This is a genomic window from Bradyrhizobium australiense (assembly GCF_013114825.1).
GTDB classification, from domain to species: domain Bacteria; phylum Pseudomonadota; class Alphaproteobacteria; order Rhizobiales; family Xanthobacteraceae; genus Bradyrhizobium; species Bradyrhizobium australiense.
In genome coordinates this window covers 377,156-402,598 of sequence record NZ_JAAVLX010000007.1, presented here as the reverse complement: position 1 = coordinate 402,598, position 25,443 = coordinate 377,156, and the positions used below count along the sequence as shown (strand labels likewise).

Annotated in this window: 33 protein-coding genes and 2 pseudogenes; 13 read left to right on the top strand and 22 right to left on the bottom strand. The window is 62.2% G+C overall.

Annotation, left to right across the window (positions count from 1 at the left end; genetic code table 11):
* The first annotated feature begins 39 nt into the window (after window positions 1-39).
* The 3 genes from HCN58_RS22500 (at window position 40) to ychF (ending at window position 2,604) form a co-directional block, all read left to right on the top strand.
* Window positions 40-762 carry a 50S ribosomal protein L25/general stress protein Ctc gene (locus tag HCN58_RS22500; RefSeq protein WP_171581565.1) on the top strand — a complete coding sequence of 241 codons (723 nt, stop codon included), beginning with the start codon at window positions 40-42 and terminating at the stop codon, window positions 760-762.
* Between the two features lie 21 nt (window positions 763-783).
* The gene (pth, locus tag HCN58_RS22495; protein ID WP_171581564.1) at window positions 784-1,398 is read left to right on the top strand and encodes an aminoacyl-tRNA hydrolase; all 615 of its coding nucleotides are present in this window, start codon (window positions 784-786) and stop codon (window positions 1,396-1,398) included.
* A 108-nt stretch (window positions 1,399-1,506) separates the two neighbouring features.
* Complete coding sequence (ychF, locus tag HCN58_RS22490; RefSeq protein WP_171581845.1) at window positions 1,507-2,604, top strand: redox-regulated ATPase YchF; 1,098 nt, start codon at window positions 1,507-1,509, stop codon at window positions 2,602-2,604.
* A 138-nt stretch (window positions 2,605-2,742) separates the two neighbouring features.
* Here the strand turns inward: ychF and HCN58_RS22485 are convergent, their stop codons facing one another.
* The gene (locus HCN58_RS22485; protein ID WP_025590606.1) at window positions 2,743-3,036 is read right to left on the bottom strand and encodes a DUF4282 domain-containing protein; all 294 of its coding nucleotides are present in this window, start codon (window positions 3,034-3,036) and stop codon (window positions 2,743-2,745) included.
* A 207-nt stretch (window positions 3,037-3,243) separates the two neighbouring features.
* Here HCN58_RS22485 and HCN58_RS22480 point away from each other — a divergent pair, with 207 nt between their 5' ends.
* From HCN58_RS22480 to HCN58_RS22470, 3 genes are all read left to right on the top strand, one after another.
* Window positions 3,244-3,705, top strand: coding sequence for a MaoC family dehydratase (locus HCN58_RS22480; protein WP_171581844.1), 462 nt, complete (start codon window positions 3,244-3,246; stop codon window positions 3,703-3,705).
* A 2-nt stretch (window positions 3,706-3,707) separates the two neighbouring features.
* A complete protein-coding gene (locus HCN58_RS22475) occupies window positions 3,708-4,187 on the top strand; it encodes a MaoC family dehydratase (RefSeq protein ID WP_171581563.1) in 480 nt (159 codons plus the stop codon).
* A gap of 182 nt (window positions 4,188-4,369) precedes the next feature.
* A complete protein-coding gene (locus HCN58_RS22470) occupies window positions 4,370-4,513 on the top strand; it encodes a hypothetical protein (RefSeq protein ID WP_171581562.1) in 144 nt (47 codons plus the stop codon).
* 34 nt (window positions 4,514-4,547) lie between these two features.
* Here HCN58_RS22470 and HCN58_RS22465 read toward each other — a convergent pair whose 3' ends face one another.
* From HCN58_RS22465 to HCN58_RS22390, 17 genes and pseudogenes are all read right to left on the bottom strand, one after another.
* Entirely contained in the window at window positions 4,548-4,685 is a 138-nt protein-coding gene (locus HCN58_RS22465; protein WP_171581561.1) for a hypothetical protein, read from the bottom strand.
* 157 nt (window positions 4,686-4,842) lie between these two features.
* Complete coding sequence (locus HCN58_RS22460; protein WP_171581560.1) at window positions 4,843-5,259, bottom strand: hypothetical protein; 417 nt, start codon at window positions 5,257-5,259, stop codon at window positions 4,843-4,845.
* Between the two features lie 183 nt (window positions 5,260-5,442).
* Window positions 5,443-6,357 (bottom strand): hypothetical protein, encoded by a 915-nt coding sequence (locus HCN58_RS22455; protein ID WP_235983795.1) that lies wholly within the window; start codon window positions 6,355-6,357, stop codon window positions 5,443-5,445.
* A gap of 76 nt (window positions 6,358-6,433) precedes the next feature.
* Window positions 6,434-6,856: pseudogene (locus tag HCN58_RS22450) on the bottom strand (nuclear transport factor 2 family protein).
* 173 nt (window positions 6,857-7,029) lie between these two features.
* Window positions 7,030-7,296 carry a hypothetical protein gene (locus HCN58_RS22445; protein ID WP_171581842.1) on the bottom strand — a complete coding sequence of 89 codons (267 nt, stop codon included), beginning with the start codon at window positions 7,294-7,296 and terminating at the stop codon, window positions 7,030-7,032.
* A gap of 214 nt (window positions 7,297-7,510) precedes the next feature.
* The gene (locus HCN58_RS22440; protein ID WP_171581559.1) at window positions 7,511-7,960 is read right to left on the bottom strand and encodes a nuclear transport factor 2 family protein; all 450 of its coding nucleotides are present in this window, start codon (window positions 7,958-7,960) and stop codon (window positions 7,511-7,513) included.
* Window positions 7,961-8,475: 515 nt separating this feature from the next.
* On the bottom strand, window positions 8,476-8,889 hold the full coding sequence (gene rnk, locus HCN58_RS22435; protein ID WP_171581558.1) for a nucleoside diphosphate kinase regulator: 414 nt from the start codon (window positions 8,887-8,889) through the stop codon (window positions 8,476-8,478).
* 16 nt (window positions 8,890-8,905) lie between these two features.
* On the bottom strand, window positions 8,906-9,391 hold the full coding sequence (locus tag HCN58_RS37165; RefSeq protein WP_171581557.1) for a GreA/GreB family elongation factor: 486 nt from the start codon (window positions 9,389-9,391) through the stop codon (window positions 8,906-8,908).
* 777 nt (window positions 9,392-10,168) lie between these two features.
* Window positions 10,169-10,444 carry a hypothetical protein gene (locus tag HCN58_RS22425; protein ID WP_171581556.1) on the bottom strand — a complete coding sequence of 92 codons (276 nt, stop codon included), beginning with the start codon at window positions 10,442-10,444 and terminating at the stop codon, window positions 10,169-10,171.
* A 9-nt stretch (window positions 10,445-10,453) separates the two neighbouring features.
* The gene (locus HCN58_RS36795; protein WP_283814614.1) at window positions 10,454-10,993 is read right to left on the bottom strand and encodes a DpnI domain-containing protein; all 540 of its coding nucleotides are present in this window, start codon (window positions 10,991-10,993) and stop codon (window positions 10,454-10,456) included.
* 55 nt (window positions 10,994-11,048) lie between these two features.
* A pseudogene (locus HCN58_RS37160) lies at window positions 11,049-11,102 on the bottom strand (hypothetical protein); the annotation flags it as partial.
* A gap of 330 nt (window positions 11,103-11,432) precedes the next feature.
* A complete protein-coding gene (uvrB, locus tag HCN58_RS22415; RefSeq protein WP_171581555.1) occupies window positions 11,433-14,504 on the bottom strand; it encodes an excinuclease ABC subunit UvrB in 3,072 nt (1,023 codons plus the stop codon).
* 116 nt (window positions 14,505-14,620) lie between these two features.
* Window positions 14,621-14,785, bottom strand: a complete 165-nt coding sequence (locus HCN58_RS22410; protein WP_235983794.1) for a hypothetical protein — start codon at window positions 14,783-14,785, stop codon at window positions 14,621-14,623.
* Between the two features lie 71 nt (window positions 14,786-14,856).
* Entirely contained in the window at window positions 14,857-15,069 is a 213-nt protein-coding gene (locus HCN58_RS22405) for a hypothetical protein (protein WP_171581554.1), read from the bottom strand.
* Window positions 15,070-15,311: 242 nt separating this feature from the next.
* Entirely contained in the window at window positions 15,312-16,532 is a 1,221-nt protein-coding gene (locus HCN58_RS22400) for an NAD(P)-binding domain-containing protein (RefSeq protein WP_171581553.1), read from the bottom strand.
* Entirely contained in the window at window positions 16,522-17,427 is a 906-nt protein-coding gene (locus tag HCN58_RS22395) for a LysR substrate-binding domain-containing protein (RefSeq protein ID WP_171581552.1), read from the bottom strand. Before HCN58_RS22395 ends, HCN58_RS22400 begins: the two co-directional genes overlap by 11 nt.
* 121 nt (window positions 17,428-17,548) lie before the next feature.
* Window positions 17,549-17,995, bottom strand: a complete 447-nt coding sequence (locus HCN58_RS22390; protein ID WP_171581551.1) for a YybH family protein — start codon at window positions 17,993-17,995, stop codon at window positions 17,549-17,551.
* A gap of 499 nt (window positions 17,996-18,494) precedes the next feature.
* Here HCN58_RS22390 and HCN58_RS22385 point away from each other — a divergent pair, with 499 nt between their 5' ends.
* From HCN58_RS22385 to HCN58_RS22375, 3 genes are all read left to right on the top strand, one after another.
* Window positions 18,495-19,256 carry a TSUP family transporter gene (locus tag HCN58_RS22385; protein WP_171581550.1) on the top strand — a complete coding sequence of 254 codons (762 nt, stop codon included), beginning with the start codon at window positions 18,495-18,497 and terminating at the stop codon, window positions 19,254-19,256.
* 12 nt (window positions 19,257-19,268) lie between these two features.
* Window positions 19,269-19,517, top strand: a complete 249-nt coding sequence (locus HCN58_RS22380) for a hypothetical protein (RefSeq protein ID WP_171581549.1) — start codon at window positions 19,269-19,271, stop codon at window positions 19,515-19,517.
* Between the two features lie 129 nt (window positions 19,518-19,646).
* A complete protein-coding gene (locus HCN58_RS22375; protein ID WP_171581548.1) occupies window positions 19,647-20,354 on the top strand; it encodes a glutathione binding-like protein in 708 nt (235 codons plus the stop codon).
* Between the two features lie 327 nt (window positions 20,355-20,681).
* Here HCN58_RS22375 and HCN58_RS22370 read toward each other — a convergent pair whose 3' ends face one another.
* On the bottom strand, window positions 20,682-20,825 hold the full coding sequence (locus HCN58_RS22370; RefSeq protein WP_171581547.1) for a hypothetical protein: 144 nt from the start codon (window positions 20,823-20,825) through the stop codon (window positions 20,682-20,684).
* A gap of 105 nt (window positions 20,826-20,930) precedes the next feature.
* On the opposite strand from HCN58_RS22370, the gene HCN58_RS22365 reads away from it, so the two are divergent.
* Window positions 20,931-21,623, top strand: coding sequence for a glutathione S-transferase family protein (locus tag HCN58_RS22365; RefSeq protein WP_171581546.1), 693 nt, complete (start codon window positions 20,931-20,933; stop codon window positions 21,621-21,623).
* A gap of 176 nt (window positions 21,624-21,799) precedes the next feature.
* Window positions 21,800-22,027 (top strand): hypothetical protein, encoded by a 228-nt coding sequence (locus HCN58_RS22360; RefSeq protein ID WP_171581216.1) that lies wholly within the window; start codon window positions 21,800-21,802, stop codon window positions 22,025-22,027.
* On the opposite strand, the gene HCN58_RS22355 is transcribed toward HCN58_RS22360, so the two are convergent.
* Entirely contained in the window at window positions 22,012-22,803 is a 792-nt protein-coding gene (locus HCN58_RS22355; protein WP_171581545.1) for a crotonase/enoyl-CoA hydratase family protein, read from the bottom strand. The two genes, HCN58_RS22360 and HCN58_RS22355, sit on opposite strands and share 16 nt — an antisense overlap.
* A gap of 88 nt (window positions 22,804-22,891) precedes the next feature.
* On the opposite strand from HCN58_RS22355, the gene HCN58_RS22350 reads away from it, so the two are divergent.
* Both HCN58_RS22350 and HCN58_RS22345 read left to right on the top strand, forming a co-directional pair.
* Window positions 22,892-23,485, top strand: a complete 594-nt coding sequence (locus tag HCN58_RS22350) for a TetR/AcrR family transcriptional regulator (protein ID WP_171581544.1) — start codon at window positions 22,892-22,894, stop codon at window positions 23,483-23,485.
* 116 nt (window positions 23,486-23,601) lie between these two features.
* Complete coding sequence (locus tag HCN58_RS22345; protein ID WP_171581543.1) at window positions 23,602-24,243, top strand: VOC family protein; 642 nt, start codon at window positions 23,602-23,604, stop codon at window positions 24,241-24,243.
* Between the two features lie 232 nt (window positions 24,244-24,475).
* On the opposite strand, the gene HCN58_RS22340 is transcribed toward HCN58_RS22345, so the two are convergent.
* Both HCN58_RS22340 and HCN58_RS22335 read right to left on the bottom strand, forming a co-directional pair.
* Entirely contained in the window at window positions 24,476-25,165 is a 690-nt protein-coding gene (locus tag HCN58_RS22340; protein WP_171581542.1) for an HAD family hydrolase, read from the bottom strand.
* Window positions 25,162-25,365, bottom strand: coding sequence for a cysteine-rich CWC family protein (locus HCN58_RS22335; protein ID WP_171581541.1), 204 nt, complete (start codon window positions 25,363-25,365; stop codon window positions 25,162-25,164). Before HCN58_RS22335 ends, HCN58_RS22340 begins: the two co-directional genes overlap by 4 nt.
* Between the last annotated feature and the right edge of the window lie 78 nt (window positions 25,366-25,443).

Genomic DNA, 25,443 nt, shown 5'->3' with positions numbered 1-25,443 from the left:
TGCGGCCTTTAACTTTTTAGAAAACAAGGACTTAACACGATGGCGACCGTCAAGGAATTGAAGGCGACCGCGCGTCCGCAGAGCGGCAAGGGGGCCGCCCGGGCAGAGCGTCGCGCCGGGAGAGTGCCCGGAGTGATCTACGGCAACAACCAGCCCCCCGTGACCATCTCGGTCGACGACAAGGAACTGCGCCAGCGCATCCTGGCCGGCCGTTTCCTGACCACGATTTACGACATCGATCTCGAGGGCAAGAAGCACCGCGTGATTCCGCGCGACTTCCACCTCGATCCGGTGAAGGACTTCCCGCTTCATGTCGACTTCCTGCGCCTCGGCGAAGGCGCCACCATCCGCGTCAGCGTACCGCTGCACGTCGTGAACGGCGAAACCTCGCCGGGCGTCAAGCGCGGCGGCACCGTCAACATCGTTACCCACACCATCGAACTCGAATGCTCGGTCGACAACATTCCGCAGTATGTCGAGGCCGATGTCGGCGGGCTGGAAATCAGCCACTCGCTGCATCTGTCTGACATCAAGCTGCCGACCGGCGTGAAATCGTTGTTGCGTGAGGATCCGACGCTTGTGACCATCGTGCCGCCGTCCGGCTACGCCGAAGAACAGAAGGCTGCGGCGGCTGCCGCGGCTGCAGGGACGGCCGCGCCGGCGGCGGGTGCCGCTCCGGCTGCTGCTGCCGCGCCTGCGGCGGGCGCTGCGGCTCCGGCGGCTGGCGCGAAGGCGCCGGCTGGTGGCGACAAGAAGAAGTAAGCAGCGGCAGGATGCCGCGTCATGCGCCTGTTTGTCGGTCTAGGTAACCCCGGTTCGAAATACGCGAACAACCGGCACAACATCGGGTTCATGGCCGTCGATGAAATTGCGCGGCGTCACGGTTTTACACCGTGGCGCCGCCGTTTTCAGGGCGAGACATCCGAAGGCACGCTCGATCGCGAGAAGGTCGTTCTGCTTCGGCCGACCACCTACATGAACGAGTCCGGGCGCGCGGTTCAGGAAGCGGCGAACTTTTTCAAGCTCGTAGCCTCCGACATCACCGTGTTTCAGGACGAACTCGAACTGCCGCCGGCGAAAGTTCGCGTCAAGGTCGGCGGCGGTATCGCCGGCCACAACGGGCTGCGTTCGATCTCCTCGCATATCGGCAACGAATATCGCCGGGTGCGGCTCGGGATCGGCCATCCCGGCATCAAGGAGTTGGTGCACGGCCACGTGCTTTCTGATTTCGCAAAGAGCGACCGCGCCTGGGTGGAAGCCCTGTGCGCCGCGGTGGCCGAGAATGCGGGCTTGCTGGCGGCAGGGCACAACTCCTCGTTCCAGAACAAGGTGCATCTGGCGCTGCAGGCCAAGGGAATCTTTCCGTCAAATGAGGACAACGGCGAAAAGCCGGCATGACCTCTCCCATGGCCGGGCTCGTCCCGGCCATCCACGTCCTTGCTGCTGAAAAGGACGTGGATGCCCGGCACAAGGCCGGGCATGACGAACACTGAGATTGAGGACGAAATGGGATTCAAATGCGGTATCGTTGGCCTGCCCAATGTCGGCAAGTCGACGCTGTTCAACGCGCTGACCGAGACGGCAGCGGCGCAGGCGGCGAATTATCCGTTCTGCACGATCGAGCCGAATGTCGGCGAGGTCGCTGTGCCTGATCCGAGACTCGACAAGCTGACGGCGATCGCAGGCTCGGCGCAGATTATCCCGACGCGGCTGACGTTCGTCGATATCGCAGGGCTGGTGCGCGGCGCATCGAAGGGCGAGGGCCTCGGCAACCAGTTCCTCGCCACCATCCGCGAGGTCGATGCGGTTGCGCATGTCGTGCGGTGCTTTGAGGATTCCGACATCACTCATGTCGAGGGCAAGATCGCGCCCTTGGCGGATATCGAGACCATCGAAACCGAACTGATGCTCGCCGATCTCGACAGCCTCGAGAAGCGGGTCGACAATCTCGCGAAAAAGGCCAAAGGCAACGACAAGGATGCCAAGGAGCAGCTCGATCTTGTCAATCGCGCCCTGGTGCTGCTGCGCGAGGGCAAACCGGCGCGGGCACTGGAGCGCAAGCCGGAGGAAGAGCGCACCTTCGGCATGCTCGGCCTCTTGACCTCCAAGCCGGTGCTCTATGTCTGCAATGTCGAGGAAGGTTCGGCCAAGGAGGGCAACAGCTTCTCAAAACAGGTGTTCGAGCACGCCAAGAAGGAAGGGACGGTCGCGGTGGTGATCTCGGCCAAGATCGAATCCGAGATCGCGACCCTGTCACGCGAGGAGCGCGCCGAGTTTTTGGAGACGCTCGGCCTGGAAGAGGCCGGCCTCGACCGCCTGATCCGCGCCGGCTACCAGCTGCTCGACCTCATCACCTATTTCACCGTGGGCCCGAAAGAGGCCCGTGCCTGGACGATCCACCGCGGCACCAAGGCGCCCGCGGCGGCCGGCGTGATCCATACCGATTTCGAAAAGGGCTTTATCCGGGCCGAGACCATCGCCTATGCCGATTATGTCGCGCTGAACGGCGAAGCCGGCGCCCGCGACGCCGGCAAGCTCAGGCTGGAAGGTAAGGAATATGTCGTCGCCGACGGCGACGTGATGCATTTCAGGTTTAATACGTAAACTGCCGACGTCATTCCGGGACGGCGCGCAGCGTCGAACTATGGTGCGCGCGCACCTGAGAATCTCGAGATTCCGGGTCTGGTGCGTGCGCACCATCCCGGAATGACGGACTCGACTACGACGCGTAGAGGCGAGATTTCACCGCATCTGTCCCTGATCCCGGATTGCGCCGAGATGCTCGTTGATGCGGAAGACGATCAGGATGAATTCCGCGGCGATGCGCGAAAACACCACGCCGACCACGACGCCGGCGATCGAGGACAACAGCAGAATGAATCCGCCGAACGGGCTGATCGCCATCGCGGCGAGTGCCGAAAAAATTCCGGATAGGCCGAACAGAACGATCAAGCCGATGACCAGCCAGTAGAAAGTCTTGATGATCGTGGGCGTAATGAAGCGATCCCACTGAAACAGATCCTGAAAATCTAACATCGATGGTTCTCCGGCGAGTCAAAAACCTGGTCCCAGATGGCACAGGGCTAGCCCCGAAAATTGCTTCGGGCAAGTCAGGGGCGAGTGCCGGGCGCGGTACTCGCCGTCGGCGAACGAGCCATGCGGGTGGGCGGGTTGAGATTGCCGCAAATAACGGCCACATTCAGGCTTCTCCACAGCTTATCCTCAAATCCAAATCCTCAATCGATGACAACGCTAACCTTCGAAGACTTCACGCCCGGCCATTTCGGCACGTTCGGACCGCGCCACGTCACGCGTGATGAGATTTTGGCCTTCGCCGCCGAATACGACCCGCAACCGATGCATCTCGACGAGGCCGCGGCTAACGCATCGATGCTCAAAGGTCTGTCCGGTTCGGGCTGGCACCTCGGCTCGCTCATGATGCGGATGCTGTTCGACAGCTTTATCGGCCGCACCGCCTCGCTCGGCTCGCCCGGCGTCAACGAAATGCGCTGGCTGGCGCCGCTGCGTCCAGGCGACGACCTGATGCTGGATGTCAGCGTTGCGCAGGCCAGGATTTCGAAGAGCCGGCCCGAGACCGGCATCGTGACCTTCAAGGGTACGATCCGCAACGCGGCCGGGATTGTTCTGTGCGAGATGGAGTCCCCGATCATCGTGCGCCGGCGCCTTGAATCGGGAGCGGAGTAGCGATGCATTTCTTCGAGGACATCGAGATCGGCGCGCGGCGCGAGTTCGGCTCGTTCACCTTCACCGCTGAAGACATCAAGAGGTTTGCCGCGCAGTTCGATCCGCAGCGCTTTCACCTCGATGAGGAGGAGGGCCGCAAATCCCTGTTCGGGGGGTTGGCCGCATCGGGCTGGCACGTCGCCGCAGTGTGCATGAAGCTCTTGGTTGCTGATGGCAAGCGTCTGTCGACAGAGGCCGCGGCGCGCGGTGAGAAGGTCGCGGTTTGGGGGCCGTCGCCGGGGTTTCGTGAATTGCGCTGGATCAGGCCGGTGTTGGCGGGCGATACCATCCGCTTTTCCAATCAGGTCGAGACCAAGCGGACGTCCGAGAAGCGTCCCGAATGGGGCATCCTCCAGGCCCGCAATACCGGAATCAACCAGCGTGGCGAAGTCGTGTTCTCATTCCTCGCCACAGCGTTCGTGCCGCGGCGGAACAAAGATTAATTCAGAGTCCCGGCGGCTCATCTGAGCCGCCTGCTACGTGCCCCTGTCCGTGGCAACATGGTTAGCCAATTGTTTCGTTAGCGCTTCGTAATCCATGACTCCGCGAAACCGAATTTTTGCTAACGCAATTTGAACTTTCTGCCTGCCAAATGCGTCTCAGGGGAAGTACCGAGGGGATGAAAATGGCAGATCGCAGCGGCCTGAAATTCGTCGGCTTTGTCTTTGCAACTATCACGCTGGCGGTGATGTTGACCGCCACCATGGTGGTGAAATCCTATGCCGACGGCGTCTACACGATCGAGGACACAGCGTTCGTCCGCCAGTAGTTGCGGATCGCGCAGCAATTAGCGCTGAAGAAGTTCAGCGGCTCCAGATCAGCGTCATTGCAACGACCGCAAGCGTCAGCAGTCCGACGAAGCGGATCACGATCGTGCCCACGCCATGCGAGGATTGCCGCAACGGCATTGAATCCATGTTGTCTGGCTGAACGTTTTGCATCGCCGGTGTGTCCTTAAAAAGGTGCCTGCCGTCACGTGACGACATCCGTCCTTGGACGCGACCGTGCTTATAAAGTTCAGATCGAACCCTGCCAAACAAAACCGCCGCGCTCCCGTACGGAACGCGGCGGAGTGTCAGATTTTTGCAACGATCGGGATCAGCTGTTGCGCAGACCGTCGGCGGCGCGCTTCCATTGCGTGACGTTGTCGGCGATCATGCGCGTCGACTTCATCGCAGCCTGGCTGAGCTGCGCATAGCCCGAGATCTCGCGCTGAACCCGCTGGCCTTCGGCATGCAGGAGGTCGCGGAGGCTTTCGAGTTCGGAAATCAGCTTCTCGATTTCCGCAAGCGAAGTACCCGCGACACGCTGGATCAGCGAATTGACGTTGTTGACGGTGGCTTCCGCGTTGGTGTCGAGCGGCACAGTATCCGGGGCCACTGCGGGCCGGCGCAGATAGGCGATGTCGTTGCGAACGAAATCGCGGATGCCGGCCTCGACTTCGGATACGGCGGCGAGATCGCTGTCGACCTCCGGGTTGGAATCAACTTGTTCGGAACGAATAGTGGCGTTCATCGGCTATTCCTCTGTTTCGCTTTCAGGCGAGCGCGGACGTCCCCCGCACGACGAAGTGGAGCGGGTCCCATCTGTCCCACCGATTTTGGCCGCATCTGGGCCAATCTGCGGCAATGGTCGTTCTTTCTCGGGGGCGGCGCACTTGAGGCCGGAAAGCGCGTCAAATTGGGACGACTTCGGCTCTCACCAGCTACGCTTGAAGCCTGCGCTGAGGCTCTTGTTGGCGGCGCCCGAGGGCGTTTCGCCGATCGAGCCGGAGATGGTGACGCCGTCGAACAGCTTCTGCTCGGCGCCGACCTTGCGCAGCCACTTGTCATCGGAAGTCGATAGCGTCTGGCCCGCGATCAGACTGGTGCCGGTATCGAGGATGCTCAGCCTTGCCGACTGATCGGTCTCGTAGCTGCGCGAGGGATGGTTGACGAAGCCCGGGACCGGCATGATGCCCTGCTGGATCAGGTTGTAGTCGTTCCTCAGCGTCAACGAATATTGCTCGTCCAGCGGCAGCGATTTGCTCAAGGAGGTGCCGAGCTTGCTCTGCTCTGATCCGGGATCGACGCGGGCCTCGACCGCGGTCTTGTCCCAAATCGAAGCAACGCCGGGGGCCGTGATCGCCGCCCATGCGGTGCCGGACGATTGCGGCAGGCTGCCGCCATTGGCGAGTTTTTCCGAGAGCAGTTCGGACGTCGTCGCCGTGCCTTGCCGGGCGACGGTCATGTCGGCGCCGATGCGCGTATCCCAGAACGGCGAGATGGATTGCTTGACCGACACCGCGGAGGTGCCGTTCGGTCTCTCCTTGGCGGACCAGGACGCCTCCGCGCTGGCAGCGCCTTTCGACGCGGCGCTTCCCTTCGGCGGCGGACCGGTGAGGGTCGATACGTCGACATTGAGCTGACTCCAGTCGAGCTTTTCGACGTCGATGTCCTTCATGATATCGGCGTCGTTGACGCTGGGCGTCACCTCGGCTTCTTCAGGCTCCTGTATCTCCGGCTCGTCGCTTGGCGGCGGTGTTTGTGCCGCCACAGCCAGCATCGAAGCCAAACTTGCGCCGGCCGCCAGCATTGGCAGCCGCGCCCAGCCAAATCGAATTTTGGGAATCATCGCCCGCCCGCATTCCAAGTCGCGCCAAGAATGCGTTCGCTCTGTTGCGAAATTATGGCGGGTACAATGACGATCGCTACACCGCCATCCGCGGCAGGTGAATCGGATAGCCCACGGTCTGCTCGACCAGATCGAAGTTATCGACCAGCACGCGGAGATTGGTCAAGCGGCGGGCCCTGAACTGGGCGAAATGGGCTGATCGGCCTGTTCGAATCCAGCGCAGTCAGCGAATAGCGCATCATCGAGGCGGCCGAATCCACCCCCAGCATGATCGATTCGCGGTCGAAGCGGTGGACGCGAAAATTGTCCGCGATCTGCCTGATCACCTCGACCACGGCTGCCTTACCGCGGCGCTGGCCGAAGAACGGATACAGGTCGATCGGCCAAAAGATCGCCCAGTCGACGTCCTCGTCGAGCAAGGCTTCGAGATCGGCGGGCTGGCGTTCATTGAGCGCGCGATGCAACGAGCGCGAAAACGCCAGAGACTATGCTCTGTCATTTTGATTTGGTCCTCGAAACTGGATTTTCAGAACAGCAATCGCGCCCAAATGGGCGCCTTCATCGACGCCGGGCCGAAATGCTGACCTTCACTGTTGCAGCCAGAAATAGAGGAGTTTGGCCGAAACACAATTGCCGTTTTTGCATTGCACAAATGCGGCTGTTTCGGCCGAACTACGGATCGTGGCGGCGCACCGGCTCGCGTTCGATGGCGATCTCGGCGTCGCGAATGGCGATGATGGCGAACAGCAGGGCACAGCCGATACCGCCGATCGCGGCCCCGAGCGGCATGAAGGTGAAGAATACCAGCATGCCGCTATAGCCTTCAAAACTCGTGGTTTTGAAGATTTCTACCCAGGCGAGACCCGCCCCGATGCCCAGTGCCGCGCCTCCGAGCGCTCCCAACGCCAAACCAAGCAAAGCCAGCAACGCGATCTTCATATAATCTTCTGGTCCGCAAATAGCCTCGTAGTGTGTCGCGGCCGGCGCGATCAGGTTCATAGCGCGGGGAAACAGGCGGCGAAGCGTTCCGCATTTCTTCTGTCATTCCGGGGCGATGCGTAAGCATCGAACTATGGTGCGCAATTGCGCACCCGAGAATCTCGAGATTCCGGGTTCGCGCATTCGACGCGCCCCGGATGACGGCCAGCAAACGCTAGATCGGCTCCGGCCGCCGGCCGGTCAGGATTGCGGCAACGTCGCGTTCGAGCAGCTGCTGGACCAGATCGAAGGTGTCGATGATTTCCCTGATCTGGCTGATCTTGCCGTCGCGCAGCGTGTAGAAGCCGGCGATATCGAACTGCACCATGCGCTGATTGATGCTCTTGCGGAAGAACACGCGGATGAACGCGGCCGCCCTGTCGCCCTCGACGACCAGGATCGGCACCTCGCAGCGCAGTTCGGAATAGCGGGCGCGCACCGCGTTCCACATCTCGCGCATTTCGGCCTTGCCGCGGCGATGGCCCATATGCGGCAAGATGTCGATCGGGGCATTGGCGAGGGATTCGATGTCGTCGGTGCAGCGCTCCAGCGCACCTTCGACGTCGCCGGAATACAGGACATCGAGGAAATCCAGCACGCGCTGACGATTTGATTCCTCGGTCATCCGTCGCTCCCCGCCTGTGTTCGACCCGCACGGCCCGATTCATTGTGAAGGGAACGGCGGCGGGATCAATCAGCAAAAGGACCTACACTATGTGACGCGGTAGTTTCCAAAAGGTTCATTGCAGCCTGCGATACGGCGGCGACGCGCTGCGTGGCGGCGCTTTTCGGATTTGAATGTCAAACAGCACATCGGGTGTCGTCACCCTCCACCGGGTCGCGCGAATGCGCGCCCGATGACAGGCTCCGGCGGGTGACACAGTATTCCAGAGACGCCAGCGATTACCCTATAGGCTGCCTTGGAGGTGACCTGAATAGTTCCCTATGGTGCGCCTGAAACAGCTGAGGTGGCAGTTGAGGGGGCCCAGCTCGATCATAAACCGAGAGGGCCCCTTAGAGTTGGGCCTTCAAGCCTTGAAGACGCTCGCACGATAGAACACGGCAGCCAAAACGACGGTGATACCGATCACCGTTAAGGCGGCCTGTTTAGTTGAAACGTCGCGCATATCAAAGCCTCCTTCAGTTCGACACGCCTAGTACCGTCAAGGATCGCTTGTTGTGGCCCGGCGTTTGAAACTCGATTGCCTGGCCAACCGACAGGCCGATCAACGCAGCTCCGACCGGCGTAAGAACCGAGACGCGCTTTAGCGTTATGTCCGCTTCGTGCGGATACACCAACACCACGTCCCGGACTTCACCGGTCTTGTCATCGCAGTACCGGACCTGCGAGCCCATTCGGACCACGCCGCCCAAATCGGAGTTGTCCGCCACGACGCTTGCACGCTCCATCTCCCGTGCAAGGAAATGGGCCACGCGCGGGAAAAGCATCGCGCACGAACTGGCCAGGGCGTTTAGACGCCTAGCCTCATCCTCCATTACCATGATTGGCGGCAGCACGATTTCAGGCTTGCTCTTGCGATCAGTCTTGCTCATTACCTTCTCTCCTTTTCTAAGCGGCCGATGGTCCCGGATCATCGTCATCAAAGAGCTCCTTGCCCTTGACCACCGGATTGCAAAACAGAGCCCTGACAACATCATTCGGATCACCTCGACTGACGCGTTCGATCCTGACGACATTGGTGCGCCCAGCGGTGAAGAAGGGGATTTCGCTTCCGACCTTCAGTCCCACCAACGCTGCGCCCAACGGTGACATCACGGGAATTTGGGTTCGCTCGGATGTGTAGTCGTCGGGGTACACGAGTTGTCTCGTCTCGCGAGGGAAGCCCCAGTTGATCCAGAACGTCACCCACGAACCCATGGTGACGATGCTGTCCAATCTGGCTGCGCGATCAGGGACGACTTCGGCACGGTTGATCTCACGCAACAGAAAACGTGCGTCCACGTCGCCTTGATCTGCGCCCACCTGCGCGAGCCGTTCCAAGCGGCGATGGTCAGACGCCGGAAGAGTGATTTCCGGGATAGAGGGGTCGTTCACGACATGCCTCCTTTTTTGGGGCTTCCCTCGCGGGAGAGCCACACACCAAATCCGTTTGATGAAGGAAGGGGTATCCGGACGGCACCAACGACCGTCCGGCTAAGCTCCTGCTTGGAGGCGTCCGGCGTGCAAGCAACGCCGCGCAATGCGCGGATCGATTTGGAGGACGAGGATCATGTCACGGCTATCATAGGACCTCCCGCCGTGCCCTGTAACGCGACCAAAGAGCACACATCCCCTCAGGACGTCCTAGACTCCCGATGATCGCCGAGGGGCCCGTCCAACGCAGGGAGAGCGTTCTACCGGCCTAGGCGTCCAGCAGGACTGCGGACCCCTTTGAAGTGAGCGGGAGTTGATACTCCGCACGTCATCCCGGGAAGACGCGAAAGCGGCGAGCTTTGATGCGCAATGCGCATCAAGGAATCGCTAACCACGATCGGGAGTATGGATTCAGGACAGCCGCTGCTCGGCGGCCCGGGATGAACGAGTTTGCCATCTCAATAACTATCTTAGCTACGCCACGCGGCAACAGGCCGTGGCCAGAAACAATGTAGGAGTGTCATGCGTAAGCATCTCGATCTCGAAAACCTCCCCAGCTTTCAGCACAACGCGTAAGCGGCGGAAGTTCTTCCCTTCGGAAACCCATGTCGAGCATGCAGTCTGGAGCCTACGACGGGTCCAGCCGACATTACTATTTTTAGGGAGTAGCTGGTTGGCGGTAACGAACGGTCATTCCGGCGCGCCGAAGCAGTGATCACGGAATGGCGGGAATTCCGATCAGCCGTCCGCGGCCAAAAACTCCAGCGCCTTTTCGCGGGTCGGAAAACGCCCGAGCTCCCGGTAGTCAGGATCGTGCTCGGCGGTCTCCGGTGACCAAAGCACCACGAACTCGCCGCGTTCTTCCTCAATCAACGTAGTCAGTTCTTCGCTCGCGTATGGAGTCATGTCGCGTGCGCCGCAATGAGGGCACTCGTCGTCGCACATGCAGGACCATTCATCGGCCCATCGGCGCCTGCAACGATCGCATTTGTAGAGATTGAGAAACCATGCCATGGGATTCTCCTACGATCGCAAACGGTAATTTCCACGAGAGACGAATTCAACAAATCCGCGATCCCGCAAGTGCTGAAGCTGTTGCCGAATCTTCGGCCTGACGTTCTGGTTGCCGGGATAGAGATCGCCGAGGTGCCGTTCGAAAGCGTAGACTTCGTCGAGCGTGAAGTCCCGCTTGCCGAGCGACTCCACACACTTCATCACGTCCAGCAACCAGCCGCGGGTTTCCGGAGATTCGTTTCTGAGGAAGAGTGTCTTCTGCCAATTGGTGAGGACGAGTTCGTTCGCACGAACGACGCTGTTCTGGACGATATGCATCTTTCCGGAGTCCGCAATTCGACCGAGCAGGATGTTGGAGCCGATCCAGCCGGCCCGTCGCGCGGTGGGCGACAGCGGCTTTCGCTCCTCGATGATCTCGCGAACGAAGAAGTGCTTGGGCACGATGAACAGGTTCACGACCGCAAGCGATTTGAGCTCGTAGTTCATCAGCAGCAGATTCGGATTGTTGCTGGCGGCGAGGCGTTCGCACCTGGTCTTGAAGGACGCCATCGACGACGCGCGTTCCGAATTTTCCCTGCTGGCTCTTGGGTTCGAATTCCTCGTTGCAGAAAGGACAGAAGAAGTCTGCTAATGGCGAGTTGTTGGGGAAGTATGAAATTTTTGGTGTTGCCGCAGTGCGGGCAACAGGCCCAAGCCGTTACCCAGGCTTCGGTCCATGCGCGGGCACTTTGTGAGCCGCTGGTGTAGGACAATTGGGATTCTTCGAAGCCGAGTTTCATGACGCCAGCGTAACGCAATCAGTCCGGATTGCCAGTGCGCGTCTCTTGCCTTGTATCAGGAGGCGGATGTTGTGCTATTGCGAGGAACCTAACGACCAAGCAATCCATGCGCCCGGTTCCGGTGAGAGGGCTTGCTTCCGCCTTCGCTTTTCGAGCTACGGCGGACGAGTCGCTGCGCTCTCAACGACGGCCGTTGACGCCGGAACTTTCTATCTCTTCTTCCACCCGCCCCGGTGCCCCGGCGCACCGCCGCTGGATCGCGGCGCCGGCCCGAATTCCGGCCCTGACTGCCGCGAGTCGGTGGGCTGGAAGATTTTGCTGCCGCTGGCGATCTCGGGCTTGCGCGGTTTGGCGCTGGCGGGGCGGTAGGGCAGGGACTCGGGGCCGTGCATTTCGTCGAGATGGGGCTTGTGGATTTTGGAGGTGGAAGGACCGCCACTGCGGCTCACCCCACCCCGACCGCCTGCGGCGGTCGACCCTCCCCCTCCAGGGGAGGGTGAAGAGGCGCCGCGCTTCTTCATCGCTGATGTCGGCAGGTTCGCTGCCTCGCCGTATTTCTTTGTCCCGGCATAAGCCCCCGCCTTGCCTTGCACGGCGCGCTGTTTGGCGGTGGGGTCGTCGACCACGGCCATTTCCGTCGCGCGGAGGCGCTTGACCTCGTCGCGGAGTCTGGCGGCTTCCTCGAAGTTCAGGTCGGCGGCGGCTTCGCGCATTCTTGTTTCGAGGTCGTTCAGGACGGCTTCGAAATTGTGGCCGATGCTGATCACGTCGTCGGCCATGCCGCCGTCGCCGATTTCGACCAGCACGTGGTCGCGTTCGTAGACGGAGTTGAGAATGTCGCCGATCGATTTCTTCACGCTCTCCGGCGTGATGCCGTTGGCCGTGTTGTACTCGACCTGCTTTTCGCGGCGGCGGTTGGTTTCGGCGATGGCCCGCTCCATCGAGCCAGTCATCTGGTCGGCGTAAAGGATCACCTTGCCGTCGACGTTGCGCGCGGCGCGGCCGATGGTCTGGATCAGCGAGGTCTCGCTGCGCAAAAAGCCTTCCTTGTCGGCGTCGAGGATCGCGACCAGCGCGCATTCGGGAATGTCGAGGCCCTCGCGCAACAGGTTGATGCCGACCAGCGCGTCGAATGCGCCGAGGCGAAGGTCGCGGATGATTTCGATGCGCTCAATGGTATCGATATCGCTGTGCATATAGCGCACGCGGATGCCCTGTTCGTGCAGATATTCGGTGAGGTCTTCCGCCATGCGTTTTGTCAGCACCGTGATCAGCGAGCGATAGCCGGCGGCAGCCGTCGCGCGGACTTCGCCGACGAGATCGTCTACTTGTGTGCGCGCCGGACGGATGTCGACCGGCGGATCGATCAGGCCGGTGGGCCGGATCACCTGCTCGACGAACACGCCGCCGCTTTCGTTCAGCTCCCAGCCGCTCGGCGTCGCGGAGACCGCGACCGTCTGCGGGCGCATCATGTCCCATTCCTCGAACCGCAGCGGACGGTTGTCCATGCAGGAGGGCAGCCTAAAACCGTATTCGGCGAGCGTCGCCTTACGCCGAAAATCGCCGCGGAACATGCCGCCGATCTGCGGCACGGTGACGTGGCTTTCGTCGGCAAAGACGAGCGCGTTATCGGGCACGTATTCAAACAGCGTCGGCGGCGGCTCGCCGGGGCGGCGGCCGGTGAGATAGCGCGAATAGTTCTCGATGCCGGCGCAGCTTCCGGTCGCCTCCATCATTTCGAGATCGAAGGTGGTGCGCTGCTCCAGCCGCTGCGCTTCCAACAGGCGACCCTGGTTGTTGAGCTCGTCGAGTCGCAGCTTCAACTCGCTCTTGATCGACTTGATCGCCTGCACCAGCGTCGGCCGCGGTGTCACATAGTGCGAGTTGGCGTAGATCTTGATGAACTCGAGATCGTCCTGCTTGTGGCCGGTGAGCGGATCGAACTCCTCGATATTTTCCACGGTGTCGCCGAACAGGTTCACGCGCCAGGCGCGGTCTTCATAGTGCGCCGGGAAGATGTCGATGACGTCGCCGCGGACGCGGAAGGTGCCGCGGGTGAAATCAGCCTGCGTGCGCTTGTACTGCAGCGCCACGAGATCGGCGATTAACTGGCGCTGGTCGATGCGCTCGCCCTTCTTCAGCGCAAAGGTCATCGCGGTGTAGGTCTCGACCGAGCCGATACCGTAGATGCAGGAGACGGAGGCGACGATGATGACGTCGTCGCGCTCCAAGAGCGCGCGCGTCGCCGAATGGCGCATGCGGTCGATCTGCTCGTTGATCGAAGAATCCTTTTCTATGTAGGTGTCGGTGCGCGGCACATAGGCTTCGGGCTGGTAGTAATCGTAGTAGGAAACGAAATACTCCACCGCGTTGTCGGGGAAGAAGTTCTTGAACTCGCCATAGAGCTGGGCGGCCAGCGTCTTGTTCGGCGCCAGGATCAGGGCAGGACGCTGCGTTGCCTCGATCACCTTGGCCATGGTGTAGGTCTTGCCAGAGCCGGTGACGCCGAGCAGCACCTGCGTGCGGTCGTTGCGGTTGATGCCTTCGACCAGTTCGGCGATCGCGGTCGGCTGGTCGCCCTTCGGCTCGTATTCGGACTTGATCTCGAAGCGCACGCCGCCTTCGGATTTTTCCGGGCGCGGCGGCCGGTGCGGGGTCCAGACTTTCAGCGCGCCGTCGGCGCCGCGGAATTCGGGGCGGCCGTCGCGGATCAGATTCTCCAGCGCGTCGGCCGTGGCTTTGACGCCGAGCGCTTCCATCTTGTTGCGCGGCGGGCGGGCGAGGGCTTCCTCGTCGTCTTCCGCGGTCGGCAGGCCGAGCTGGCGCGCGAGCTCGGGGTCGAGGGTTGGGATCGTGGCCGCGGTGCCGTAGTTGGCTTGGGGGGATTCGTTGAGGCCGGCGTTGCGGGCCTCGTCGAGGCTGGGACTCGTGGAGGCACCCCCATCCCAACCTCGAGGCGAGCGAAGCTCGCTCTCGAGGTTGGGTGGGGGAAAGCCCCGCGATGCGCTGCCAGACGTATCCCGCCTCGCCACATCGCTGCTCACTCCCTTGGTCGAAGCCCGCGCGCGATGCGCTGCCGCCTCGCCGCCGGCCCGGCGGTCCCAGGAATTGTCCGGCGGCGGCTGCAGGCCGGTGCCCGAGCCCATGCCGGCATCGCCGCGGTTAATTGCGGGATTGAGCAGTTCCGCCAGCGCAGGCCCGATTGGTTGCACGTCGGGCCGGTGCGCCTTGGATTTCGGGGTTTTGCCTGATTTTTTGGGAGCGTCTGGTTTCTTCGCCATCCGGCGAATATGGGACGAGTCAGCCGGTGAGAAAAGGGCAAATGGCCGCGCGAAAGCGCGCGGTGCCGCCTGTCAGCAGATGTCAGCAAGACCAGGATTCGGAACCGTCGCGCGCTTCAGAGGCGAAGGTCGCCATTATCAGCTCTGACCGGCGCTGACTTGACGATCAGATGAATCCCGCCGCAGCGTGTGCAGCGCATGGTCCAGTATTCGGTGTCGGCGCGGCCGGGGATGATGCGCAGGACCGCGAGTGCGGCCGAGCAATCCGGGCAGGTCGACAATACCAGCGTCGCCTGCGGGGGTCTGTTCGGGAGGGGTAACGAGATTCGGCCGGCCAGCGCGCCGACGGCACTTACGGATTCGTGAACCGTGGCATGAAGCGATCGATATGAGCTTTCGCATCCGCGATCGCAGCTTCCGGATCCGACCAGGCGAAGCCGACTTCGAGTGTCGGAAACACCAGGCCATCGATCACCACCGGCGCCTGGTCGGCCCGCTGAATCCTGGCGTGCCATAGCCCTCTCCCTGCTTCGAACGACTGAATTTCAAAGCCGCTATAGATCATGGCGTGTCCCCCGGAATTGCGCATGGCGCGAGCAGAGCACGGCGCGGGGAAGGCGGATGTGAAGGGGTTCACATCTGAGGCATTTTTTGGAGAGCGTTGCCCCGGGCCGGCGTTCCCCGGATGCTGCGCAGTGCGCCAGCGGTGCGCTGCTGTTCCGGGGTCCATCTGTGTGGTGCGAGGCGTAGGTCCCGGCTCTGCGGCGCAGTGTTGCACACTGCGCCGCGTCCGGGACACGAGAGTTCTCAGCGCCGTCCCAGAATATGATCCGCGAGCACCACGGCGTCGTCGCCGACGCCTGACAGGAACGAGGAGTTCATCTTCGACAGCCATTGCAGGCCGAGGAAATACAGGCCTGATACGGCCGAGATGCCGTTGCGGTGGACCGCTTCGCCGCGGGCGTCCAGGACCGGGATATCGATCCAGCCGAAATCGACGCCGTAGCCGGTGGCCCAGATGATCGACGAGATGCCTTCTGCGGCGAGGTCGAGACGCGTGAGCGGCGTGGAGACGCAAGCAGGGTCCGGAAGCGTCACGCGGGCGCCGGGTTCTTCCGGCAGGTCCAGGCGCCGCCGCTTCACATATTCATCAACGGTGTCGAGGAAGGTGGTGAAGGCCATGTCGCCGTCGCCAAGGCTCTTGTCGAGGCCCGGCGCGATGTCGAGCACGCCGCCATCCGCGGCATTGAGACGACCGAGCAAAATCATGCCGCGGGCGGCGAAGTCGCGGAAATCGATGCTGCGGCCGCCATAGGCGCCCGAAATGACCGGGCCGAGGCGCGCGGGCCCGCGCTCCTCCGGCGTGATCTGGTCGAGCTGCATCTCGGCGAGCCACCAGATCAGGTCGCGGCTGCGGTAGCGACGCGGTAGGCGGCGGTGCCGTCCGACCGAGAGATAGACGCGCCGGCCGGCGTAAAGCAGTTCTTCCGCGATCTGCGCGCCGGAAGCGCCGGCGCCGGCCACCAGCACCGCGCCGGGCGGAAGCTGTTCGGGATTCCTGTAAGCCGAGGCATGAACCTGAAACACGGGAAGTTCGCGCAACAGGTCCGGGATGGCGCTGCGCTGGTAGGGACCGGTGGCGACGACGACATTGGCGGCTTCGATCGTGCCGTCGGTGGTGTCAGCGATAAAGCCCCCGCCCTCGCGCTGCGACAACCGCGTTACGGTGACACCGCAGCGGATCGGCGGCGCGACGAAATCAGCATAGGCCTCGATAAATTTGATGATGGTGGCGGTATCGGAAAATCCGTCCGGGTCGCTGTGCGGAAACGGAAATTCCGGCAGCCGCACCGACCAGTTCGGAAACTGGAATTTCAAACCGTCCCAGCGTTCGCTGCGCCAGCGTTCGGCGATCCGGTTGCGCTCGAGCACCAGATGCGACAGCCCGCGCTGTTTGAGGCGGTGGCTCATCACGAGGCCGGCCTGGCCGCCGCCGATCACCAGTGTTTCGATCTTCTCATCCGGCATGTCTGTGGCCCCTGCGGCGTGCGGCGGGCTCGGCTGCCGCGCGAATGATCCAGCGCCGGAACGCGGCGAAATCGCGCTGGGCGGTGCTGAAGCCGCGATAGACCAGATACCAGCGCATGCCTTTCGGCACACTTAACGCAAACGGCGCGACCAGCCGGCCGGCGGCGAGGTCGTCGTCGATATAGGGCCGGATGCCCATGGCGATGCCGAGGCCGTCGACGGCTGCCTGTAGCGCCTGGCCGTAAAACTCGAACTCCGGGCCGCGGGCGCTGATGCGGGCGGTGCCGGCGGCCTCGAGCCATGACGGCCAATCGTCGGGCGAATGCGCGACGCGGAGAAGCGTCAGCCCCTTCAGATCGCCGGGACGTTTGAGCGCGTTCGCAAGGCGCGGCGCGCAGACCGGCAGCAGATCGGCGGCAAACAACGGCTCGGCGGTCAGGCCGGGCCATTCGCCATGGCCGAGCTTGATGCCGCAGCTCCAATCCTCGCCGAACGGCACCGCGGCGCCGCCGGTGGTGATGCGGACGTCGATATCCGGTTCTTCCTTCCGGAAATCCGCCAGCCGCGGAATCAGCCACTTCATCGCAAAGGTCGGACCGACGCCGATGGTCAGCACGCGCACGCTTGAGGACGCGGTCACCTGCGCGGTCAGGCTCGCCAGCGCGTCGAAGATCGGCGTCAGCCCGTTCTGGTAGGCGCGGCCCGCCGCGGTGGTGACGAGGCGGTTGGCCTTGCGCTCGAACAGCGCCACCCCCAGCCGCTCTTCCAAGAGATGTACCATCCGGCTGACAGCGGCGGCCGAAACGTTGAGCTCGGCGCCGGCCGCAGCGAAGCTGCCGGTGCGCGCCGCCGCTTCGAACGCCTTGATGCCGTTGAGAAAGAGCAGCCGCCGCACATGACCCTCAGGAAAACTGATGTCATGCAAGATAGCTTGATTTGCTGGGCATTCACAAGCAAGGCTCGCCATGATCGGTGCACAGGCGGCGCGCTCGGCCGTCACACAGCATGATCGAACGTTACGGCTTTAGATCCAGCAGGGCCCTGCCGCTTGCCAAGTCAACAGGAACTGAAACCTGTTCGTGGACAATCAGCCATTTGCCATTGGTCTTACGCCAACCAGCGGTCCAGCGCAGCCAAAAATCAGTTTGATGACCATTCTTCAGCGTTCCAACTATCCGGTGGAGGCAATAGCTGAATGCCACGTTGTCGCCTGCAGTGACGCTTACATCGGGAAACTCGACGTAGAGTGGACCTTGATAGGATTCGAAAAACTCCTGCCAGTGTTTCACAAACGTCTCGGCACCGACCGCTTGCAGCGGGGGAAGGATGTCGAACGAAACGATTTCCGGGGCAAAAACAGACATGCATCCGTCGACGTCTTTGGCGCCTAGCGCCCTTGCAAAACCTTCTATCAGCTCTCGGATTACGGCTTCGTTTTTGTTTCTGTTTTCTTCGATGGTCATAGTTTTCCTCGCGCTTAGGGTTGTATTGCAGACATTCGCTTCATCGGGCCGGCGCAAGCAAGCCGTGACGAGTGCGAGCTCCAAGTGCGAATTTCACTGTCGGCGCTCCCTTCCTGCTCACGATATAGTAAGTGGAAGTCGCTTGAGGCAATTGGGCACGCCGCGGCCCCCGGGACGCCTTCGTCGAGGGAAGAGCCGCCGCACATGACCATCAGGAAAACTGATGCCAGGGCAAGATAACTCGGTTTGCGTGAGCGTCGCAAGCAGGGCACAAGATGCCGTCGTAGCTTCAGGTTGAATCGCCCGGCAGTCTCTTTCTGACCTCGCCCGCTTTTGGCGGGAGAGGTCGGCGCGAAGCGCCGGGTGAGGGGCTGCTTCCGCGGGTACGGTGACGGTCGAATTCGCGGAAGCAGTCCCTCACCCCGACCTCTCCCCGCGAAGGGGGAGAGGGAGCAGAGGCAGTGCCCCGCGCTTCAACCGCCGATGCAGGAGACCTCGCGTGACGCCGCTGATGATTGCAGCCCTCGGTGCCCTAATGGTCGCGACGGCGTTCCTGTCGGGCCTGTTCGGCATGGCCGGCGGAATGATCCTGATCGGCGTGCTGTTGATGCTGATGCCGCTGCCCACCGCGATGGTGCTGCACGCGATCACGCAGATGGCGTCCAACGGCTGGCGCGCCTTTCTGTGGCGGGCGCATATCCGCTGGCGGCCGGTGTTCGTCTATCTGATCGGCTGCGGACTCGCGCTCGGCCTCTGGTCGCTCACCCGCTACGTGCCAGACAAGCCCACTGCCTTGCTGTTGCTTGGGGTGACGCCGTTCATGGCGCGGCTGATGCCGAAGAACCTCAAGCCTGATCCGGACAGCATCTGGCAGGGCTCGTCCTACGGCTTCATCTGCATGGGCCTGATGCTGATGACCGGCGTCTCCGGTCCCTTAATGGATACGTTCTTTCTCGGCGGCAATTTCGGTCGCCGCGAGGTGGTCGCCACCAAAGCGACCTGCCAGGTCGCCAGCCATCTCACCAAGTTGATCTATTTCGGCGGCATCATCGACCAGGCGGCGACGCTCGATCCGGCGCTGGCTGCGGTCGCGATCGTGGCCTCGATGCTCGGCACCACACTGGCGCGGCGCATTCTGGAAGCGATGAGCGATGCGCAGTTTCGTACCTGGGCGAATCGGCTGATCACGACGGTGGCGGGCTATTACATCCTCTATGGAAGCTGGCTGCTGCTGGTTCGCGGCTCGGCGGCTTCGTTCTGAAGGAGAGGGCTGATGTCGGATGCTGCGGATCCACTGGTGCTCGACTTCGTCGAATGGATCGCCCGGGAGCCGCGGAATTACGCGGAAGTGGTTGCGACCTGGCGGACCTCCTGTCCGCGCCTGACGATCTGGGAAGACGCTTCCGACCGAGGCTATGTCGTACGCGAAACCATCGCCGGAACCGGACTGATGGTGACCGTCACCGCATCAGGCGAAAAATTGCTGCGGGAACACGGCCGCATCGGCGTGCCGCAACGCTAGTCCCGCGCCATCACATTTCCGCGCTACGCCGTCGGCCTGCATTGACTTGGGATACTGGTCCGATCAAATTCATGCAGTCGCATCTTTCTTGGCGAAAAACAACAAATCACGCACAGCAAGGATCGTCTCATGATCGATCTCCATTACTGGACCACGCCGAACGGCCACAAGATCACGATGTTCCTCGAAGAGACCGGGCTGCCTTACAAGATTTTTCCGGTCAACATCGGCAAGGGCGAGCAGTTCAAGCCGGAGTTTCTGGCGATCGCGCCGAACAACCGGATTCCGGCGATGGTCGATCACGAGCCAAAGAGCGGGGGCAAGCCGATCTCGATCTTTGAGTCGGGTGCGATGCTGCTGTATCTCGCCGAGAAGACCGGAAAATTTCTCCCCGCAGATCTCTACGGCCGCTACGACGCGATCCAGTGGACGTTCTGGCAGATGGGCAATCTCGGCCCGATGGCCGGGCAGAACCATCACTTCTCCAACTACGCCCAGGAGAAGATCAAATACGCCATCGATCGCTATGTGAACGAGACCAACCGCCTCTACGGCGTGCTCAACAAGCGCCTCGCGGACCGCGAATTCATCGCGGGTGATTATTCGATCGCCGACATGGCGAGCTATCCCTGGGTGGTGCCTTACAAGAACCAGAGTCAGAACATCGACGACTTCCCGCATCTGAAGCGCTGGCTGGAAACCATCCGCGCCCGCCCCGCCACCGAGCGGGCCTATGCCAAGGCGAAGGAGGTCAATCCGAATTTCGGCCAGCCGGTGAATCGCACCGAGGAGGAGCGGAGAATCCTGTTCGGGCAAACCGCGGCTGTGGTGCGGTAGGGTCAAGGTCGGGTGGCGAACGCACCCGTGGAGACGCGGGCTTGGCCCGCGTGTCCACCTTTCCGGCGGATAGATGGGATTCCGCCATATCCCGGACATCCATCCCAAAGACGCAATGATACTACATCCTCAAGGAGGCGGAGCAACGCGGCGGGGAGAAGCTGGGGCCGGTGGGCGCTACGATCGTGGCGGAAGTGTTCGTCGGCCTCGTCCACGGCGACCACCAGTCGTATCTTTGGCTGAAGGGCAAGAACTGGAAGCCGACGCTGCCGTCCCAGACTCCTGGCGATTTCACCATGGCCGATCTGCTGCGGTTTGTCGGTGATATCAGCCCCGATCGACGGCGTCTCGACGGTCCAGGCGTTTCGGCACCGCCTGCGCTTGCGCGGCGCCGAGCTGCGCAACCGCAGACGTTTCAGAGAGGTTTTCGCCGGCGAATTCCGCTTCCACCGTCATTGCGAGCGACAGCAAAGCAATCCATGCCTCCGCTTGCGGCGAGATGGATTGCTTCGTCGCTTGCGCTCCTCGCAATGATGGGAGCTTGCGCGCTGGCTGCTGTTCGCACACAATAGCGGCATGCCCCTCAAACTCTACGAACTCGTCGGTACCGATCCATCCCGCCCGTTCAGTCCGTTCTGCTGGCGGACGCGGATGGCGCTGGCGCACAAGGGCCTGTCGGCGGAGACGATCCCGTGGTGCTTCACCGAGAAGAGCGCGATCGCGCCGCACGGATCGGAAAAAGTGCCGGTGCTGCTCGACGCCGATACCGCGGTCGTCGATTCCTGGACCATCGCCAATTATCTCGAGGACAAATATCCGGACCGGCCGTCACTGTTCGGCGGCGAGGGCGGCCGCGCCACGGGGCGGATGCTGAACTGGTGGGGCGACGGCGTGATCGGCGGCATGTTTCCGCTGATCATCGCCGACATCCCGCTCAACCTGAAGCCGGAGGACGCCGCCTATTTCCGCACCTCGCGCGAGGCGCGCTTCGGCAAGACACTGGAAGAGATCATGGCGGGCCGCGACAAGGCCGTCGAAGGTTTTCGCAAATCGCTTGACCCGCTGCGGCTGACGCTGAAGACACAGCCGTTCCTCGGCGGCGCGGCAGCAAACTATGCGGACTACATCGTGTTCGGCGCGTTCCAGTGGGCGCGCGTGGTCAGCCCGTTCAGGCTGCTGATGGAAGACGATCCGGTTTATGCCTGGCGCGAGCGGCTGCTCGACGCCTTCGATGGCCTGGCGCGGAAATCGCAGAGCTATCACGCCTGACATCAGCGGCCGGCGAGTGATGAGCTTCGCTTGGCCAAAATGAGCAGGCAATGATTGCGCGCCTGCCCGCGCTATCGCAGAGGCTGTAAATTAGTTCTATCCGATAACGATGTTAGTCGTGACGTAAAATGCAGGCGTAAGCTGATCCCCCTGGTGGCCGTTAGGGGAGACGCGTCATGACCGATCTTGAAGCCAAATTGGAGCGGTTTGAGACTCTCGCTGCCGAATGCGAATTGATCGGCAAGTTGACCGCGGATGGGGCGAAGCGCGAGCTATATCTGCGGCTCGGCTTGCATTACCGCGAACTGGCCGACGACATCCGGACGGTGATCGCAAGGACGCCGCTTAGCCGGCCGGAGGGAGCCGGCAGCAGGATCCTGGCCTTGGGTCAGCCGCCGCGATAGAGCGGCGGCCGGCGTTCGATCCATGCATTGATGCTTTCGCCGAGATCTTGGCTCGGCACCAGCGCGGCAAACTGCTCGCTCTCGACCTGCAGCCCTTCGGCAATGGCCGTGTTCAGTCCGCGGGTGACCGCGGTGATGATGCTGCCGACCGCAAGCTGCGAATGCCGTATGATACGGTTTGCGAGCTGGCGTGCCGCGGGCAGCAATTCATAATGCGGCACGATCATGTTGATGAGGCCAATTTCCAGCGCCCGCTGCGGCGAGAAAGGATCGCCCGTCAGCAACAGTTCGAGCGCGCGCTTGCGCCCGGCCAGGCGCGGCAGCCGCTGCGTTCCGCCGAAGGTCGGCGGCATGCCCAAATTGATTTCCGGCTTGGCGAAACGCGCGCGCTCGCTGGCGACGGCGAGATGCACGGCTTCCGTGATCTCGCACCCGCCGCCGAACGCCAGCCCGTTGACCGCTGCGATCACCGGTTTCCTGAACGCCTCCAGCCGGGCGGTCATGGTCTGTCCGCGCCGGACGAAGTCGCGGACGGCGGTATCGCGGCCGCGGCGGACACTGCCTGCAAATTCGTGGATGTCGGCGCCGGCGGAAAAGGCGCGCTCCCCCGCGCCGGTGAGGATCACGGCGCGCACGCTGTCATCCGTCTCGATTGCATCCAGCGCCGCCATCAGACGGTCGATCAATGCGTAGTTCAGTGCGTTCAGCTTGTCCGGGCGGTTTAGCGTGATCAGCGCGATGCCGTCGTTGATTTCGAGCATGATGGGATCAGACATTTTAAAGACTCCGCAAAGTTCTTGATTGCGGATAGCCTAGAAGTCCGGCTGTGTTGTGTATATTCACTGGTTAGTATACATAGGCGCGATGGCACGACCCGATATTCCGACGCGCGAACGCATCATCTCAGCGGCCAATGCGCTGTTCTATAATGACGGCATCCGAGGCGTCAGCGTTGACGCCGTGGCCGAGAAGGCCGGCGTCACCAAGCGCACGCTGTACTATCATTTCAGGAGCAAGGACGATCTGGTCGCGGCCTATCTGGCCGGGCGCGATCAGCCAAATCTTGCGTTGTTCCGAAAATGGTTTTCGGAAGCCCGGGGCGGTCTGCCTGCCAAGGTCGAAGCGATCTTTCGCAATCTCGCCCGCTCGGCGCGGCATCCGAAGTGGAAGGGATGTGGCTTCCTGCGCACTTCCGCCGAACTTGCCAACCTGCCCGGACATCCCGCGATCAGGATCGGCGCCGCGCACAAGAAGAAGTTCGAGGAATGGCTGCGCGCGACTTTTGCGGAGGCCGGCATCGCGCAAGCCGCGCAGCTCTCGCGGCAAATCCTGCTGCTGCTCGACGGCTCGTTCGCCGTCGTCCTGCTGCATCGCGATCCCAGCTATATGGAAACGGCAGGCGAGGCGGCGTCTTCGCTGATTGGCGCGGCAATGGCGCAGCGGCGCAGCCGGCGCTAGCACCGATTGACAGCCATGAAACGGCCCGGCATCCTGAACCCGCTGCATGTAGGGCGCATCGGCCGTGGGCCGAAGGGGCAGTGCCCACCTATGCGACGTCAACCGTAGCTGCCCCCATGCGCAATTTCGAAAACCTTCGCAAACAGGCCAAGCTGATCCTGCGCTGGCATCGTGACCGATACTATCCGGTCGCGGCCCAGATCAGGTCGGGCTTGCCCCGCTTCAGCCAGATGACTGATCCTGAGATCCTCACGCACAGTTTTCGCCTGAGCGATGCGCAGGAGTTGGTCGCGCGGCAGCATGGTTTGGAAAGTTGGCAGGCGCTCAAGACAGGATTGTCCACCATGTCGGACCATGCAGACTCCACTTCAGCCGTCATCACCGCTGCCGAGCCGCAGCTCTTCGTCGGCGATATCGAAGCGTCCTGCAATTTCTTCAGAGGCAAGCTCGGCTTTACCATCGTCTTCACATACGGCGAGCCGCCATTCTACGCGCAGGTCGCGCGCGACGCGGCGCGGATCAACCTGCGCTGCGTCGCCAAACCGCCGATGGATCCCGATCTGCGGGACCGCGAAGAGTTGCTCGCCGCTTCGCTCACGGTCGCGACAGCGGAAGAGATCAAGCAACTCTTCCTCGCGTATCAATCGGCGGGCGTCACCTTCTTCCAGACGCTGAGGCGCGAGCCCTGGGGTGCGCGCAATTTCATCGTGAAAGATCCCGACGGAAATCTGCTGCTATTTGCCGGTCCCGCGGAGTAACACTCTCCGGCATCGTTACGAGCGCCAGCGAAGCAATCACCTCGCCGCGCGGGGATAGATGGATTGGTTCATCGCAAGCGCTCCTTGCAATGACGGTGCCAAGCGTCTCACGTTGACACGATGGTGGGCAAAGCGAAGCGTGCCGACCATCATCTTCGTTATCGTATTTCGGTGGGCACGGCGCAAGGGCGCCTTTGCCCGCCCTACGAATCTCTGCTCCTCGCAATGGCGGCTAGAGAGAGCGGTGCCCAAAAGCCCCACGCTCGTGCAGTATCTCGAGCACGGCATTCAAATCCGGCACCACAGCCGCGCATCGCGCGCGCGACTCTTCCGTCGGCGTCACCATGTCGGGGACCATAATGGTAATCGCGCCCGCGGCATGTGCGGCGGTCACGCCGTGGTTGGAATCCTCCACCGCCACGCAAGCCTCCGGCTTCAGGCCGAACCGCGATGCCGCGAGCAGATAGAGGTCGGGACTCGGCTTGCCGCGCGCGACGTCGTCGCAGGTCAGCAGCGTTTCGAAACGGTGACGGATACCCGCGAGCTTTAGATGCTCGTCCGCCGTGCGCAGCGACGAGGAGGTGACGATTGCCATCGGACATTCAGCCGCCCGCAGCGCATCCAAGAGTTCGATCGCGCCGCTCTTCAGCGGAAGGCCTGCGCCGAGAATCTCATCGCGGTTGCTGACGAACGCACGGCTGACCTCCGCAAGCGGAAAGTTTGCCCCGTAGCGGGCATGCAGCAGGGCCTCGCACTCCGGACCGGGCAGGCCGACCATCGCCTGGCACAGCGTTACGGTGTCGTCGGTGAAGCCATGCGCGGTGAGCGCTGCGACCAGGCTGTCGAAATAGACCCGCTCGGTGTCGAGCAGTGTGCCGTCCATGTCGAGCAGGACGGCGCTGACATTCCATTTCCCGGTCACGCCGCACCCGCACCGGCGCGCTGGTTAGCCAGTTTGCGCAGGCAGTCCGGGCAGAGACAATCGCTGCCGTCCATCGGCATCGGCAGCCGGAACGCCTCGTCGTTGCACCAGCAGGGGCCGGACAGGTTGCAGCCGAATTCGGTGCCGCAGCCTGCGCAGGCGAGGCGCCGCGTGGGCGCATTTTCCAAACGATTTGTCATCAACGAGGCTGAATCCTGACGCGGAATTAATCCCGGGTTCACGCCGAAGCGCGTTATAGTTCGCCACTATACGCCCCG

Coding starts and splice junctions, on each gene's coding strand:
- uvrB (WP_171581555.1), bottom strand. CDS start 14,504: ATGGCGAAGAAACCAGACGCTCCCAAAAAATCAGGCAAAACCCCGAAA.
- rnk (WP_171581558.1), bottom strand. CDS start 8,889: ATGAGCAAGACTGATCGCAAGAGCAAGCCTGAAATCGTGCTGCCGCCA.
- HCN58_RS36795 (WP_283814614.1), bottom strand. CDS start 10,993: ATGGCGTCCTTCAAGACCAGGTGCGAACGCCTCGCCGCCAGCAACAAT.
- ychF (WP_171581845.1), top strand. CDS start 1,507: ATGGGATTCAAATGCGGTATCGTTGGCCTGCCCAATGTCGGCAAGTCG.
- HCN58_RS22470 (WP_171581562.1), top strand. CDS start 4,370: ATGGCAGATCGCAGCGGCCTGAAATTCGTCGGCTTTGTCTTTGCAACT.
- HCN58_RS22380 (WP_171581549.1), top strand. CDS start 19,269: ATGTCGGATGCTGCGGATCCACTGGTGCTCGACTTCGTCGAATGGATC.
- HCN58_RS22405 (WP_171581554.1), bottom strand. CDS start 15,069: ATGATCTATAGCGGCTTTGAAATTCAGTCGTTCGAAGCAGGGAGAGGG.
- HCN58_RS22445 (WP_171581842.1), bottom strand. CDS start 7,296: ATGAAGATCGCGTTGCTGGCTTTGCTTGGTTTGGCGTTGGGAGCGCTC.
- HCN58_RS22360 (WP_171581216.1), top strand. CDS start 21,800: ATGACCGATCTTGAAGCCAAATTGGAGCGGTTTGAGACTCTCGCTGCC.
- HCN58_RS22335 (WP_171581541.1), bottom strand. CDS start 25,365: ATGACAAATCGTTTGGAAAATGCGCCCACGCGGCGCCTCGCCTGCGCA.
- HCN58_RS22500 (WP_171581565.1), top strand. CDS start 40: ATGGCGACCGTCAAGGAATTGAAGGCGACCGCGCGTCCGCAGAGCGGC.
- HCN58_RS22460 (WP_171581560.1), bottom strand. CDS start 5,259: ATGAACGCCACTATTCGTTCCGAACAAGTTGATTCCAACCCGGAGGTC.
- HCN58_RS22345 (WP_171581543.1), top strand. CDS start 23,602: ATGCGCAATTTCGAAAACCTTCGCAAACAGGCCAAGCTGATCCTGCGC.
- HCN58_RS22400 (WP_171581553.1), bottom strand. CDS start 16,532: ATGCCGGATGAGAAGATCGAAACACTGGTGATCGGCGGCGGCCAGGCC.
- HCN58_RS22355 (WP_171581545.1), bottom strand. CDS start 22,803: ATGTCTGATCCCATCATGCTCGAAATCAACGACGGCATCGCGCTGATC.
- HCN58_RS22465 (WP_171581561.1), bottom strand. CDS start 4,685: ATGCAAAACGTTCAGCCAGACAACATGGATTCAATGCCGTTGCGGCAA.
- HCN58_RS22475 (WP_171581563.1), top strand. CDS start 3,708: ATGCATTTCTTCGAGGACATCGAGATCGGCGCGCGGCGCGAGTTCGGC.
- HCN58_RS22425 (WP_171581556.1), bottom strand. CDS start 10,444: ATGGCATGGTTTCTCAATCTCTACAAATGCGATCGTTGCAGGCGCCGA.
- HCN58_RS22375 (WP_171581548.1), top strand. CDS start 19,647: ATGATCGATCTCCATTACTGGACCACGCCGAACGGCCACAAGATCACG.
- HCN58_RS22440 (WP_171581559.1), bottom strand. CDS start 7,960: ATGACCGAGGAATCAAATCGTCAGCGCGTGCTGGATTTCCTCGATGTC.
- HCN58_RS22480 (WP_171581844.1), top strand. CDS start 3,244: ATGACAACGCTAACCTTCGAAGACTTCACGCCCGGCCATTTCGGCACG.
- HCN58_RS22485 (WP_025590606.1), bottom strand. CDS start 3,036: ATGTTAGATTTTCAGGATCTGTTTCAGTGGGATCGCTTCATTACGCCC.
- pth (WP_171581564.1), top strand. CDS start 784: ATGCGCCTGTTTGTCGGTCTAGGTAACCCCGGTTCGAAATACGCGAAC.
- HCN58_RS22365 (WP_171581546.1), top strand. CDS start 20,931: ATGCCCCTCAAACTCTACGAACTCGTCGGTACCGATCCATCCCGCCCG.
- HCN58_RS22390 (WP_171581551.1), bottom strand. CDS start 17,995: ATGACCATCGAAGAAAACAGAAACAAAAACGAAGCCGTAATCCGAGAG.
- HCN58_RS22350 (WP_171581544.1), top strand. CDS start 22,892: ATGGCACGACCCGATATTCCGACGCGCGAACGCATCATCTCAGCGGCC.
- HCN58_RS22455 (WP_235983795.1), bottom strand. CDS start 6,357: ATGATTCCCAAAATTCGATTTGGCTGGGCGCGGCTGCCAATGCTGGCG.